This window comes from Psychrobacter sp. CR212 (assembly GCF_059693765.1).
In genome coordinates this window covers 1-14608 of sequence record NZ_JCATIF010000006.1, presented here as the reverse complement: position 1 = coordinate 14608, position 14608 = coordinate 1, and the positions used below count along the sequence as shown (strand labels likewise).

Genomic DNA, 14608 nt, shown 5'->3' with positions numbered 1-14608 from the left:
TATATAAATAGTAGCTGTCTTATTTTCTACAACATGGCTTTTCTGCATCATGGTTTTTATAAACTACGGTCATTTTATAAGGTGTTTTTTATGTCAGACTCTGCTCTATATCGACCGTCTCATCAAGGTTTAAGTATATTACGTCTTAGCATGCTTGCCATAGTTGGGTTATGCGTCAGTGCTTGCAGCATCCTAACACCCACTGCTCAAATACCTAAAACGCCAGAGCCTATCGTGAAGTTACCTAGCGTCGCATTGGTCTTGGGTGGCGGCGGTGCCAAAGGGTTTGCCCACGTGGGTGTGATAAAGGCATTGGAAGAGAATGGCATCAAACCTACCCTGATCGTCGGCACGAGTGTCGGCAGTTTAATCGGTAGCCTGTATGCCAGTGGATACACGCCGTTACAGCTTGAGCAGTTGGCACTGACCACCACCGATAGCCAGTTGACGGACTTTACGTTGTCCAATCAAGGCTTTGTCGAAGGCATCAAACTCAAAAACTTTGTGAATGAAAAAGTTCGCGGACAAGTCATAGAAGACTTTCCAATTGCCTTTGCCGCCATTGCAGCAGAAAAAAACACCCTAAAAAAAGCCGTCTTTACCACAGGTAATGCAGGGCTTGCTGTCCAAGCATCCTGTAGCGTGCCCAATATTTTTATTGCCCCGCGTATTCCAGAAAAAGTCGGCAAAAAATATATTGACGGTGGCGTGGTCAGCCTCGTACCCGTTGACAGCGCACGCGACTTGGGCGCTGATATTGTTATTGCTGTTGATGTGACTGCCGCTCAAGTCAATGGGCCTACTGATAATAGAGCACTAACCATCAGCTCATTAGGCGACTTTTGGGGCTTTCTTGAAACCAATATCGTATCTCCTACCAATCGCTACCCATCGATACGCCACGAACGAGATCGCGCGGACATTGTCATTACGCCTAATGTCGGTCGTAATAGCTCAATAGATACAAGGCAGCGTCGTGCGCTGATAAAAGCAGGTGCACAAGTCACGACGCCACAAATCAACGCCATCAAACAGCTGATTCGAGAGAAATCTACTAGCAAATACGCAACGCTTTGATTAACTTTATTGCGTACTCGTCAAGAGATTCAAGCGACATTAAATCCAATGCATAAAAAAGCACCACCGTTATAAACGGTGGTGCTTTATCAATAATAAACATCATTATCTGACGAACTTTTACTATAAAAGTCTTAGCGTTACTTTACGCGCGCGCGATATTTTACTGCAACGGTGTCGTTCAAACCGACACCTTCAAGATCCCAACGAACCGCTTTATAATATTTTAGTGCGACATCTTGTAGCTGGTTGTCTACCTTGGTACGTAGTGGCATACGGGCGAAGTTATTGCCATCGACGCTACCATATGGGAACTCAGGGGCGACCGTATTTAACAGCTCTACTTGATCTGGAATACTCATGGTGACAGTCATCTTACGGACGCGATCAGCATTAGTGTTGGTAAAGTATCCTTGATACTCCAATACATTACCTGATTGCAAACGCGTATTGGTATCGACAGGGACGAGTACTTCTTGACCATTGGCATCAACACTGACCAACGATGCTGTGATTTTACTATTAACCGCTTGAGCACTTGAGTTGCTGCTCGCATTTGTATTGGCTTGAACTGCCATTGAGCTATCAACTGCTTGCTCTGGTGTCGGCAGCATGGCAGATGCCTGCGTGACTACCATCGCACCGATGAGCGTACCGGCAACAACGTGAAATAAGCGATGACCGCTCCAAGCACTAAATGGGCTAGCAAATTGGTTACTTTTTTTCATAGTTCTCATTATCCCTGATTGATATATCGGTAAAGCACAAATGGCAAAAACTGAGTTTTCTTAACACATAGTCAAAAATTAAAAGAATCAGATTCATTATTTTTATTGATTATCTTCGTTCATTGACAGTAAAGCAATAGCGCTTAGCATAGCAAAAAGCATTTGTGGGTACATTAACCCCGTGTTGAGGTTGTGTATATCACCGATGGGCAATAAAAAGACCTCAACACAGCTGAAATAAAAGATAGCTCATAACCGCGTTTTTTGCTATGGTAAATCTTTAGCGTTAGGCATTTTTTTGCTACGCCCTTTTTCTTATTCTAACGACTACTGCTCCCATTATGACTACTAGTTCCATGCCACAGATTAACCCTGAATACGTCCATTGGTTCCGTAACTCTGCCCCATACATTAATACGCATCGCGGTAAGACTTTCGTGATTATGTTTGGCGGTGAAGCGGTCAATCATCCTAACTTCAGCACACTGATTCATGACTTTGCCTTGCTCCATAGTTTGGGTATCAAGCTGGTACTGGTACACGGGGCGCGACCGCAGATCGAAAAAAACCTAAAAGACGACAATATTGAATCTCCGCTGCATCAAGACATTCGTATCACGCCGCGTGCCGCAATGCCCGCTATCCTACAAGCGGTTGGCGCAATTCGCTTACAGATCGAAGCACAGCTGTCGATGGGACTGGCCAATTCGCCGATGTACGGCTCACGTATTGACGCCATCTCAGGTAATTTTGTCACGGCGCGCCCTTATGGCATTCGTGAAGGCATTGATTATCAAATGACGGGTGAAGTGCGCTCTATTGACGTTGAAGCCATCAAAAACAATCTACTGCATGACCATATCGTGATTTTGGGCTCTATGGGCTATTCTGCGACGGGTGAAGTATTTAATTTGCTCGCTGAAGACGTTGCACTTAGCGCCGCAGTAGAGCTGGGTGCTGATAAGCTGATATTTTTGGGCGAAGAAGCAGGTATCAATGATGGTGATCGTTTGCTACATGAGATGATTCCTAACGAAGTGGATCGCTTCTTACGTGACCGTGATTTGAACTGTGAAATCAATTATTTCTTGAACTGCGCAAGCTTGGCTTGCCGTCAAGGTGTCCATCGCACGCATATCATCTCCTATGCCAAAAACGGTGCACTATTAGAAGAATTATTCACTCGTGACGGTTCTGGTACGCTAATTAGCCATGATCCTTACGAGGAAATTCGCCGTGCCAATATCGATGACGTCGTTGGTCTTATCGAGCTGTTATCCCCTCTAGAAGAGCAAGGTATCTTAGTCAGCCGCTCACGTGAACGCTTAGAGCAAGAAATCGACAACTATAGCGTCATCGAACGTGATGGTATGATTTTGGGTTGTGCAGCCTTGCATACGTTAGACGCAGAGTCCGCAGAAGTCGCTTGTGTTGCCGTACGTCCTGAATATCGCAATGGTAGCCGCGGTGCTGATTTGCTCGCGTTTTTAGAGCAGCAAGCGCGCAGCCATGGTCTACATAAACTGTTTGTACTGACCACGCGTACCGCCCATTGGTTCGTTGAGCAAGGCTTTGCGGAAGTTGAGGCAAGTGCCTTACCAGCAGCACGTCTGGAGAAGTACCACAATGGTCGCAACTCTAAAGTCTTTCAAAAAAACCTATAATTTATAGACAAACTGATATAAAACCTCTGCGCATAAAAAAGCCTTCATAATCATTATGAAGGCTTTTTTTATAGATGAATGCTTCAGCCGCGCATTACTTTACTTTTAATAGCTCAACCGTAAAGATAAGCGTGCTATTTGGCTCGATACCAGCGTTACCCGCTTCGCCATAGGCGATGTCTGATGGGATATAGAACTCGTACTTGCCGCCCTCTTTCATCAACTGTAGACCTTCCGTCCAGCCAGCGATTACTTGGTTTAGTGGGAACTCAATTGGCTCACCACGCTCATATGAGCTGTCAAATACAGTACCATCGATCAATTTACCTTCGTAGTTTACTTCGACCACGTCAGTTGCTTTCGGCGATTTACCTGTACCTTCTTTCAATACTTTATATTGCAGGCCAGAATCCGTTTGCTTCACGCCTTCTTTTTTCGCATTTTCTGCTAAGAATGCTGTGCCAGCAGTTTTATTTTCTGTTGCTTTGGTTTGCATGTCTTTTGCGAACTGCTCTTCTTGCTCTTTTTGATACGTCATCAATACTTCTTGCATTTGCTCTTGGGTCAATGCTGAATCATTGCCTTCGTAACCATCACGGAAACCTTTTTCAAAAGTATCCAGGTTCAAATCTTTGACAGCTTCTTTATTGCCTTCTGCCATCATGAATCCTAAGCTATAGCCCACTTTTTCACTTGCTGAGCTTTGCTCTGTGATAGAAACGCTTTGAGCAGCTGTTTCTTGACTGCCGTTATTGGTGCTACAGCCTGTCATTAACAACATAGCACTAGCAAGGGCACTAATGCTTAAAGTAGTGATTTTTTTCATAGATTACTCTCTGATTGTAAGAATAGTGGCGAGATGTCACATTGCTCTATAATAACAAATCTTAGTTTTGGGAACCACGCTTTACATGAAATTATCGGGCGAATGTACAGTCTGTGTTAATATTTCCTATTATAATAACAAGTTATCACACAAATATAGTGGCAGGTAAAGCTTTCTATCTTTAAATCCATCAATACATAGGCTAAGCTAAATTGGTTAAGGAGATAAGTAATCGAATGTTGGTATTTATCATTGATATATGATTGTCAGTAGCAAAGCGATAACTAAAAACCAGCCTGATACTTTTGATAATTACCTTTATTCGAAAATGATAATATCTTCCCATAACTCAATTTAAAGACACTATTTATAATTAACTATCTGTATATTTGTCTCATTCAACAGTGATTGTAATAACAATACTTTTGAGTGTTACCTATAGAATGATTCAAGGAGGATAAGATGAACCCAATGTATACATCTTTTAACGGTTATCTTGGTGGGCCTATCGGTTCTATCATTGGCGCTATCTTGATATTTATCATTGGTTGGCTGGTCGCACTTGGTATCGCAGCACTTGTCCGCGGTGTGCTCTCTAAAGTCAATCTTAATCAACGCATGAACTCTTCAACCGGTAAAACTTACGATCTTGAGGGAATTATCTCCAAGATTGTTTTTTGGTTTATCTTTATCATTGCTATTTCAGGGGCGCTTAGCCAACTAAACTTAAACTCAATCTCGGCACCATTTGCAAATATGGTTAATCAAGTATTGGCATTTATCCCTAACCTCATCGGTGCGATCGCGCTTGGTGTAATTGGTTGGGTTATCGCCACTGTCGCACGCACTGCAATCAATGCGGCGCTTTCTAAAACGACAATGGACGAGCGTCTAAGCACACAAGCAGGCGTAAAACCGATGAGCAGCACCATCGCTGATATGGTCTACTGGTTCATCCTATTGGTTGTTTTGACCATGGTACTCGGTCAGCTAGAGCTTGATGGTTTGTTTGCACCATTGACTAATATGGTCGACAAAATCTTCAGCTTTATCCCTAACATCCTAATTGCTGGTGTGGTATTTGTTGTTGGTTATATCATTGCCAAAGTCGTACGCGGCATTGTGACCAACCTTGTTTCTACTTTTAATGTTCAAGAGTTAGCGACGAAAGCTGGCTTAAGTGAACAAAACAGCCTACCTAATATTGCCGGTTCGCTAGCATTTTTAGTGGTTATTATCCCAACGATTATTGCTGCTTTGAACGCATTAAAAATCGACGTTATTGCTCGCCCTGCGACCAATATGTTGAATAAAATCATGGAAGCATTGCCTAACATCTTCATGGCAGTGGCTATCTTATTTGTGACTTTTTATGTTGTACGTATGGTTGCAAATATCGTCAAAGGATTGCTTGAAAACACTCAAATCAATCAAATGCCTGCCAAAGTTGGCTTGCAAGAGACTATGGGTGACAAGAGAATCTCTGACTTAGTTGCTTATGCGATTATCTTCTTTGCTATGCTATTTGCTGCTATCGCAGCTGCTGATTTACTAGGTTTCGAGCCTATCTCAGCTATTATTACGATGTTTATCGCATTTGGCGCTAACATCATCTTAGGTGCGATTATCCTGTTCATCGGATTTTGGCTTGCCAATATTATTGCAGGTGTTGTTGAGCGTTCTGAACAAGGTTCACAATTCTTAGCAAACATTGTCCGTGTATTGATTATGGGCCTTGTACTTGCTATGGGTCTAAAAGCCATGGGTATTGCCGATTCAATCGTGAATCTAGCATTTGGCCTAACACTCGGTGCCGTCGCCGTCGCCTTTGCCCTATCATTTGGTCTTGGTGGTCAAGAAGCAGCAGCTCGCTTCTTACGTAAAATGCAAGACAAAATGGACCGTGAGCATGACGAAACAAAAGCAAAATCTGCAATCAAACCAAGCTCGTCTACTCAAGAAAAAGTGGCTGATTCAGTACGTGATAACACGCCATCAGCTGCTAGCACGTCAACGACTGATTTGCGCACTGATGTGATTGACACTCCTCGCGTAGATACTGATACCAATGATATCTATAACAGTAATCAAATCCTTCCTGGTAACAACCTTGATGACGACCTAAACAAATAAGCGTCAATAAGGACTCACTTTTAAATAAGAAAAAGACAGCCTAGGCTGTCTTTTTTTGTGAGTGTCAATATAACTTAGACTTACAGCAGCTTCTAGCAGAATACTCAGCTCGATTTTCAAAATATGTTACGTGCTCATTATTTCTTTCGCGCCGGTATAGAAAGGCTTAGACGTACTTGAGGCAACTTGTCAGATTGAGGATGACTCTCAGAGTTTTGAGCAGTTTGCTTCTCTGCCTTTTGCGTATTTTGATGCGACTTTTTGCTCTTTAATTGTTGTATTTGCTTGGTTAGCTGTCGCTCTCTTTGCGTCATCGCGTCCACTGACTGAATCCACACATCAATATCGATGAACGTTTCATTTGCCTCAGTAATAAAGTCGATACCGAGTACAACGATATGATGCAGCTCTGCTATTGGCAATCGAGTCGCAACATCCTGTGCAATTTTTGCTAGATTCGGTTGAATAGCATTTTTGCTATTCTTTGCTTGAGCGTCTTGTCCATAGAATATCAGTACATAATGCCGCCCCAAGGTTTCGTAGGAATGCTGATGTACGATATAACCATCTTGTTGCAGCGTCTTACTGTGCTTAGGATGTCTATATAGCGTACGGATCAGCTCATGACGCGAAAATAGAGACTCATCTAATAGTTGCTGCTGCCAACGAAACCCCAACGGCTCAGTTGATGATTCTTGGTCATTACTAGATGTCTGCTTATCAGCATATGCTGCTATCATTTGTGTACTGAGCTGTGACCATAGCGTGGCTGCCTGCTGCATATGCTGTTGGTACATCTGCGCAGTCGTGCTCTGATTCTTATATGCAAGCGCCATGGCCACCAACGCTGGATTAGGTTTGTCCTGAATGTCGTACTTGATAAGTGCATTGTCTACTGTGATCGCAGGTGTGAATAAAGAGGCGCTTTGCAAAAATTCAGCGACTAGCACTTCTTCTGATACAAAACTTGGGACATGACTGATAGCCGAATATTGTAGTTGCTCTAAGTGATAATTCAAAAACCGCCATAACTCACAGGGTGTCTGTATCGCAACCAGTATTGAGTGCCAGTCATGCCAGCTGAAGACTTGCAATTGCTGCCCGCCCTCACTCATGTCTACAACCAAGTCCTCCAAAAAATAACGAGCACCAAAAGCATGTTGCAAGTGATTTAATTGCTTGCTGTCCTGACTATCAGTATTTTTCTTATGACCATCTACTACATTATCAGTCAGCTGAATATCGAAAACCAAAATATCATGAGTCTCTGCAACATGTTCATTTTGAGACAATGATGATTTATGCCATGCCAGCGCAGCTTTTATAGCAGTCATACGTGCTCGCTCAATATCAGCTGAGCTTGTACTTATTGGCAAGTATAATGTCAGTGCCAGCAGTTGCAGCTTGCCCGACGAGAGCTGGTAATGATACGAGCGTGCGCTATAGCGAGCATCATATTGCTGTTCAGTAGTCTGCATACCAGCCAGAGCGATGTCTACCGCTGCTGTCTGTAAGTAACAGGCCAGCTCACTAGCAAGGTAGCCCCCATCGGATATTATAGTAGACGAATGAGACACAGATTCTAGCCCTTTATAATCTTATGATATGTGATGAATGACATTTTGGCTGATTAAAATGGTGGCATATTTATAAACATAGTCATCGGCATTTCAACATTTTTACGAATGTAAAATTACGCTACATAAGCACTATCAGACACAGTCGCTTTCAACGTAATGACTTGCTATGATGATGTCAAAGCAATATTGCTTGTGCGCGCTTTTAGGATTATAAGCAATGCTTGCGTGCCACTCTAGGGTATGTTTATTAACATTATAGCCAACAATATATAATAACAAGGATTGATCATTATGAAGCGTTTCAAAGAAAAAACCGTCATCGTCACTGGCGCAGGATCAGGTATTGGTCGTGCCACTGCTATTCGCTTTGCAGAAGAAGGTGCGAGAGTTGTTTTGGTAGGTCGTACGGCTGAGACATTAGAGCAGACAGCAGCAGAGTTTCCAGAAGATCATACGTGGATTCATACTGACAACTACCTATGTGTCACTTGTGATATCAGCGTACAAAGCCAAGTACAAGGGATGATTAGCAGCGCGATTGATAAGTTCGATAAGATTGATATTTTGGTAAATAACGCAGGAAAAGCGATTCAAGGTAAAATAACAAACCTATCCTCTGAAGATTGGCACTCGGCTATCAATATCAATTTGAATGGCACGTTTTATGTCTGCCAAGCCGCTATGCCTCATCTAATCGCCACCAAAGGCAATATCGTCAATGTCTCATCTGTCTCAGGTATGGGCGGTGATTGGAACATGGCCGCCTATAACGCTGCCAAAGCGGGCGTCACCAATTTGACGCGTACGCTAGCAATGGATCATGGTCCCGATGGTGTGCGTGTCAACGCCGTCAACCCAAGCGTGACCAAAACCAATATGACGACTGCTATTCAAGACAATGACAGTAAAATAGATAAATTTCTAGCCCGCTGTCCGCTTGGACGTTTGGCAGCACCAGAAGATATTGCCGCCGCCATTACCTTTTTAGCCAGTAATGACGCCTCTATGATTACTGGGGTAAATCTACCAGTTGATGGTGGTGTCAGCGCGTCTAACGGACAACCACAATTCTAATATTTTGGTTTGTGAGTTGATAATAATCAACGCGACATCTATAGAAAAAGCCTCTGATACTATCATATCAGGGGCTTTTTGTTTTTGGCGTGCTACGATAGACGCTTATTTAGCGGCATTGTTGATGTCCTGTAGCGGCTGCGATAAACGCTCAGGATGACGCGGCATCACGCCTTGATACTGGGCATAAATCTTTGGCAAATCCGCTTCGATATCGCCAGTTGGATGCACCAGAGACAAAAAACGGACTTCCTTGGTATTATAATCCAGCGCAACGGGCAAGATAGGAACGCCAGCACCAAGTGCCAGATAATAAAAGCCTGTTTTCCAGCTTTCGGTATATTTGCGCGTGCCTTCTGGCGCTAACCCCAAAAATAGCGGCTTACCTGTCTTAAATTTATCGATACTAGCTTGTAGAACTGAGCCTTTATCCGTGCGATTGATCGGGATAATACCCATCCAATACAGCAATTGTGAGAATAGAGGCACCCTAAACAGCGTATGCTTTGCCATAATACTGATTTTTAAATCCAGTGCAAACAAACTAGGAATGGCATAAACCCCATCGACATTAGAGGTATGCGGTAGCGCCAATACCACGGCCTGAGAGATATTAGGTATCTCACCCACTGTCCGCCATCCTGCCGCCCTCATGAGCCACGAGCCAATAACAGGCGATACTTTATTGCCACGCCTAGGCACGTTGTCACCCACCTGTTCTCTACTAAGATTTGGCAGTATTTTCGAGCGTACAGATGGTGTCGTATCAGACTGAGAGTGTTTAAAAACCTTTGGCATCATAGCAGCACAATATAATGAATATACCATCATCATACCATTAAGCCCATAATGCTAGGCCGAATTTTGCGTGCTTTTATTATGCGATAAAGTGCTCAACGATAAATATAAGTAATGGCCTATGTGGGCATTTTGTACGGTACGCGGTTAAAGGCCACTACATACTTTTAAGACACATCCATCCTTTTTAAGAAATATCCGCCAAATCCCCTTTACTCTCAAGCCACGACTTGCGATCAGCGGCACGTTTTTTCGCCAGTAGCATATCCATGATGCCATTGGTCAGTACCATATCGTCCATATCAAGCTGCACCAAGCGGCGCGTATCACGGCTCATCGTCGTCTCACGTAGCTGCTCAGCACTCATCTCACCCAGTCCTTTAAAGCGCGTGATTTGCGCTTTTTTATTGCCCGGTACCTTGGCTAATATATGCGCAAGCTCTGGCTCATCTAGCGCGTAATGCACCTCTTTACCCACATCGACACGGTACAACGGCGGCATGGCCACAAATAAATGACCGGCATCCACTAGCGCAGGGAAATGCTTCACAAATAACGCGCAGATCAGCGTCGCAATATGTAAACCATCAGAGTCCGCATCTGCTAAGATACATATCTTGTCATAGCGCAGCTCGGACAGATCATCAGAGGCAGGATCCACACCGATCGCAATGGCAATATCATGAATCTCTTGGCTTGATAGTACCGTATCCGAAGAGACTTCCCATGTATTCAAAATCTTACCACGCAGTGGCAATATCGCTTGATAGTGACGATCACGTGCTTGCTTGGCACTGCCGCCTGCCGAGTCACCCTCTACTAGGAACAGCTCTGCGCCATCGCGCAAATCACCGCGACAATCCGCCAATTTCCCCGGCAACGCTGGTCCCTGAGTGATTTTCTTACGAGCGACTTTTTTAGCTGACTTTAGGCGACGTCCTGCTTTATTAATCGCCAATTCAGCAATCTGCGTGCCCATATCCGCATGTTGGTTGAGCCATAAGCTAAACGCATCTTTTGCCAAGGTCTGTACAGCGCCCGCCGCCTCGCGGCTCGATAGGCGTTCTTTAGTCTGGCCAGAGAACTGCGGCTCAGAAAACTTCAGGGATAAGATATAGTTCACGCCATCCCACACATCTTCTGCTGTTAGCTTGACACTTCGCGGTAGCAAGTTATGAATATCACAAAACTCACGTAACGCTTCTAAAATACCTGTACGCAGACCATTGACGTGCGTACCGCCCTGCGCCGTCGGGATCAGGTTCACATAGCTTTCTTGAATTGGCGTGCCACCCTCAGGCAACCAAGACAATGCAAAGGTCACACCCGCACGTTCGCCAGCTTTCGCATCATAATTATAATAAAACGGTGCTTCAGGTAGTGTCTCAAGACCATCTAATTGCTCGCTTAGATACTCGACAACCCCATCGGTAAATTGCCAAACGACCTTTTCATCATTGATATCATCGGTGAACTCAATCGTTAGTCCCGCGGCCAAAACCGCTTTGGCTTTCAAGTTGTGCTTGAGCTGTTTAACATTAAGTTTTGGCGTATCAAAAAAGCTACCATCGGCCCAAAAGTGCACTCTGGTACCACGTTTTCGTTTGTTGGAGCTGACTGATTCCGTCAACGGCGTCACGGGTGCGCCATTTTCAAACGCCATATCAAACTGGGTACTATCACGCCATACCGTCACTTCAACGCGCGTAGATAGCGCATTGACGACAGAGATACCCACACCATGCAGACCGCCCGATACTTCATAATTAGAAGTCGAGAACTTACCACCTGCATGCAAACGGGTCAAAATCAGCTCAATACCGGATTGACCAAATTCAGGGTGAATATCGGTTGGCATACCGCGCCCATCATCTTCGACAGACAGCGACCCATCACTATGCAGCTGCACTTTGATGGTTTTGGCATAACCCGCCAACGCTTCATCCACCGAGTTATCAATGACCTCTTGCGCCAAATGGTTTGGTCGCGTGGTATCGGTATACATACCTGGGCGACGACGGACGGGTTCCAGCCCTTCTAAAACTTCTAACGATTGCGCATTATATTGACTCACAAATGCATCCTTAACTATTCATGTGCGTTTAACTCTATAAAACCATTATAACCAAAAACAGCGACGTTAAGGTCAATAGTCCATCGTTCACGTCATATAATGTCGTCTATCTAAGGCCTTACTAACTCTCGTAGCATCTCTATCACCATCGGTAACTGCTCACCAAAGTCACTAAAGCGATGGTCTCCTCCTGCTTGTACGGTTACTGATGCGCCCTGACTTTGATAAAAGGCCTGAGACAACTCAGCGTTTAATAGTTCATCATCTTGTTTCAGCAGTACAGCAACTTTATTGGGATAAATGACTTGAGATATCCGATGATCTGCAAACCATTGCAAATCTGACGGCGTAATACGCCAACCGCCCGCCGTCGTATGCAGGACTTTATTATCCGATGACTCATCACTACTATCTTGATTTGATGCTGAGTTATCAGAAAAGCGCTGTAGCGTAACGTGAGGCTGCGTGCTAGGATTTAGCAGCAATGCAGGACAATCTATTTGATTACTGATTAAGGTAGAAAAATACCCACCCAATGAGCTACCGACCAATACCGTGTTGGACGATCCCGTCTGTTGGTCTTTGCTATTATTTAACCCTTCTATCAATGACAACAACTGCTCACGCACTTGCGCAGGCGATTTATTAAGATCAGGGCGCAGCACCGTGATATCAGCATGATGCTGCTGGCAATATTTTTCTAACAGCAGCCCTTTAGTCGAGTTTGCATCGCTGTCCAGTCCATGGATATAAATCAGGTTCACGTATCATCTCACTTATTAATTTTGTTATGATTGTCTTATATAGGCTAGTGACGCTAAGCATAGCACCCGATGCGCAAAAATAATAACAATAAAATGGCACACCATTAGTCGGTATTTGCGACATAATAATATGGTCATAATCGTTTGGTACCAGTCAAAGGAATGACGGTAATAGCAATGGAGTCGCCATGAATCAACAGTTTGAGCTGTTCGACATTGACAACCCTTGTATCGGTGTCTGTCAAAGCAATAAAAAAGGCTATTGCTTTGGTTGCCTGCGCAGTCGAGCCGAGCGCCAACGATGGTATGATATGACGACTGAGCAGCAACGCGAGGTGCTAAGGCTTATCGTAGGACGTAAGTTACGTATAGAGCTCATGCGACTGCGTAAGAATGAGCAGTTAGGATTTGATTTTGAAGAAAAGTTTGAGATGGGTGAGTTGTTTTGAGAGAAAATAGGTAGAATAAGTAGGTGCTGTAGACAGAAATAAATAAAGGGTAAAATCTTGGATTTAATGAATTTCAGGAAAAAAATTTATTCACAAACCCTATTACAAATTTATTTTTGGCAATGTCGAAAAAATTATTTGGTAGTAGCTTCTAAAGTCTTCTAACTCCCAATACAACCCTGTTCTTTGAATCAACGAGTGTTCTAAGAGAATCATCTCTATAGATTGACCCATTTGAATCATAGCAATCCTTTGTAGTCCATATTGGCCCTGTCAAAGCATGTTTTACTTGCAATGGGGTTGGATCAATTATATCCACCACTTTACTAATATAATGCTCTATACGGACATTAAATTTTGGAAGTACTGCGTACTGACTATTTGCTAGAACAAGTGCACGCTCACATTGGATATTTTTTGACGCGTTGGGATCACTATCATAAGTGTCAATCACTGCCATTACTGCAGTTTGTAATAAACTTACAGGATTATCTTCTCTCGCTAAACCTGAGATTAGATCTACATCTTTGAGATACTTTGATAGACAGATTATTAGCGAACTGTATTCACCTTCGAATACAAAAGGAGTTAGACAATCACCTTCGGATAGCCAAAAGTCGACCTGTCCTTCAGGTATAAGTCCTTCGTAAGGATGCAACGTCCCAAAATTTGGAAGATCAGCCTTAAAATCATCCCATTTTAAACCATGAATGCTTACATGATCTACAGAGTTTGCACCCAGAAAATTATCGTATTCACTAGGTAGGAATACCGTAACTTCTGTTTCTCCAGCGGTGTAATGATCCCATGCACAAATCCAAAATACTCTAGTCGTAGCTACTCGAATGTAAGAACCAACTCGACCAATAGCAGCGATTACAATATCCTCAACAGCTAACTTTAAATTCTCAAGCATTACTTTAACTTGGAGTATGCTTATGACACTATTTGGATCATGTTTAGCAGCATTATATGCAAGCCTTATATTATGAATGAAATCGATTTTATCTTGGCTTATAGAGTGTATTTTTAATTCTTCGACAAATGAGTAAAAATTATTCCTGTTGCTTTTTGCAGGAAATACGTCCCTTTTAAGAAAAAGCTCTGTTGCTGAAGCTATCTTTGAAAGTAAATCTTTAATATCTGATTCTTCATAACCTTTTATTATGTATTTATTCAGCGCACATAAGGCTTCGTCTGTTTCAGTAATCATTGCTTGTCCATAAGTACTCAAATTTCAGCTCCTAACTAAATTATACAAGAATTGATTTTATATAAATTTATATACTCATATCATAAGCCAAAAATCTAAATTCATAAACAGCGCGCAAAGAAAAGCCCCTTGATACGTTAGTATCAAGGGGCTAATCAGGAATAGAGAGCTGACGATGACCTACTCTCACATGGGCGAACCACACTACCATTGGCGCAACGATGTTTC

The 14608-nt window shown here is 43.2% G+C and carries 12 protein-coding genes; 5 read left to right on the top strand and 7 right to left on the bottom strand.

Annotated features, from left to right (window positions below; translation table 11 throughout):
- Window positions 1-90: 90 nt before the first annotated feature.
- Complete coding sequence (locus AC58CZ_RS11010; protein WP_494224477.1) at window positions 91-1077, top strand: patatin-like phospholipase family protein; 987 nt, start codon at window positions 91-93, stop codon at window positions 1075-1077.
- 140 nt (window positions 1078-1217) lie between these two features.
- Here the strand turns inward: AC58CZ_RS11010 and AC58CZ_RS11005 are convergent, their stop codons facing one another.
- A complete protein-coding gene (locus AC58CZ_RS11005; protein WP_371532770.1) occupies window positions 1218-1805 on the bottom strand; it encodes a hypothetical protein in 588 nt (195 codons plus the stop codon).
- Window positions 1806-2146: 341 nt separating this feature from the next.
- Between AC58CZ_RS11005 and argA the strand changes: the two genes are divergently transcribed.
- Window positions 2147-3469 carry an amino-acid N-acetyltransferase gene (argA, locus tag AC58CZ_RS11000; protein ID WP_071002725.1) on the top strand — a complete coding sequence of 441 codons (1323 nt, stop codon included), beginning with the start codon at window positions 2147-2149 and terminating at the stop codon, window positions 3467-3469.
- 94 nt (window positions 3470-3563) lie between these two features.
- Here argA and bamJ read toward each other — a convergent pair whose 3' ends face one another.
- Window positions 3564-4295, bottom strand: coding sequence for a BamJ family beta-barrel-assembly machinery protein (gene bamJ / locus AC58CZ_RS10995; protein WP_058025059.1), 732 nt, complete (start codon window positions 4293-4295; stop codon window positions 3564-3566).
- A 462-nt stretch (window positions 4296-4757) separates the two neighbouring features.
- Here bamJ and AC58CZ_RS10990 point away from each other — a divergent pair, with 462 nt between their 5' ends.
- Entirely contained in the window at window positions 4758-6428 is a 1671-nt protein-coding gene (locus AC58CZ_RS10990; RefSeq protein WP_494224476.1) for a mechanosensitive ion channel, read from the top strand.
- 137 nt (window positions 6429-6565) lie between these two features.
- Here AC58CZ_RS10990 and AC58CZ_RS10985 read toward each other — a convergent pair whose 3' ends face one another.
- Window positions 6566-8005, bottom strand: coding sequence for a hypothetical protein (locus tag AC58CZ_RS10985; protein WP_494224475.1), 1440 nt, complete (start codon window positions 8003-8005; stop codon window positions 6566-6568).
- 294 nt (window positions 8006-8299) lie between these two features.
- Here AC58CZ_RS10985 and budC point away from each other — a divergent pair, with 294 nt between their 5' ends.
- A complete protein-coding gene (gene budC / locus AC58CZ_RS10980) occupies window positions 8300-9082 on the top strand; it encodes a meso-2,3-butanediol dehydrogenase (RefSeq protein ID WP_494224474.1) in 783 nt (260 codons plus the stop codon).
- A 105-nt stretch (window positions 9083-9187) separates the two neighbouring features.
- Here budC and AC58CZ_RS10975 read toward each other — a convergent pair whose 3' ends face one another.
- The 3 genes from AC58CZ_RS10975 to AC58CZ_RS10965 form a co-directional block, all read right to left on the bottom strand.
- Window positions 9188-9913 carry a lysophospholipid acyltransferase family protein gene (locus AC58CZ_RS10975; protein WP_497413153.1) on the bottom strand — a complete coding sequence of 242 codons (726 nt, stop codon included), beginning with the start codon at window positions 9911-9913 and terminating at the stop codon, window positions 9188-9190.
- Window positions 9914-10067: 154 nt separating this feature from the next.
- A complete protein-coding gene (gene parE / locus AC58CZ_RS10970) occupies window positions 10068-11954 on the bottom strand; it encodes a DNA topoisomerase IV subunit B (protein WP_494224473.1) in 1887 nt (628 codons plus the stop codon).
- A 110-nt stretch (window positions 11955-12064) separates the two neighbouring features.
- On the bottom strand, window positions 12065-12718 hold the full coding sequence (locus AC58CZ_RS10965; RefSeq protein WP_494224472.1) for a YqiA/YcfP family alpha/beta fold hydrolase: 654 nt from the start codon (window positions 12716-12718) through the stop codon (window positions 12065-12067).
- A 188-nt stretch (window positions 12719-12906) separates the two neighbouring features.
- On the opposite strand from AC58CZ_RS10965, the gene AC58CZ_RS10960 reads away from it, so the two are divergent.
- On the top strand, window positions 12907-13167 hold the full coding sequence (locus AC58CZ_RS10960; protein ID WP_494224471.1) for a DUF1289 domain-containing protein: 261 nt from the start codon (window positions 12907-12909) through the stop codon (window positions 13165-13167).
- 151 nt (window positions 13168-13318) lie between these two features.
- On the opposite strand, the gene AC58CZ_RS10955 is transcribed toward AC58CZ_RS10960, so the two are convergent.
- Window positions 13319-14401, bottom strand: coding sequence for a hypothetical protein (locus AC58CZ_RS10955; RefSeq protein WP_494224470.1), 1083 nt, complete (start codon window positions 14399-14401; stop codon window positions 13319-13321).
- Window positions 14402-14608 lie beyond the last annotated feature (207 nt).

Coding starts and splice junctions, on each gene's coding strand:
- AC58CZ_RS10975 (WP_497413153.1), bottom strand. CDS start 9,913: ATGATGGTATATTCATTATATTGTGCTGCTATGATGCCAAAGGTTTTT.
- AC58CZ_RS11010 (WP_494224477.1), top strand. CDS start 91: ATGTCAGACTCTGCTCTATATCGACCGTCTCATCAAGGTTTAAGTATA.
- AC58CZ_RS10990 (WP_494224476.1), top strand. CDS start 4,758: ATGAACCCAATGTATACATCTTTTAACGGTTATCTTGGTGGGCCTATC.
- AC58CZ_RS10960 (WP_494224471.1), top strand. CDS start 12,907: ATGAATCAACAGTTTGAGCTGTTCGACATTGACAACCCTTGTATCGGT.
- bamJ (WP_058025059.1), bottom strand. CDS start 4,295: ATGAAAAAAATCACTACTTTAAGCATTAGTGCCCTTGCTAGTGCTATG.
- budC (WP_494224474.1), top strand. CDS start 8,300: ATGAAGCGTTTCAAAGAAAAAACCGTCATCGTCACTGGCGCAGGATCA.
- argA (WP_071002725.1), top strand. CDS start 2,147: ATGACTACTAGTTCCATGCCACAGATTAACCCTGAATACGTCCATTGG.
- AC58CZ_RS11005 (WP_371532770.1), bottom strand. CDS start 1,805: ATGAAAAAAAGTAACCAATTTGCTAGCCCATTTAGTGCTTGGAGCGGT.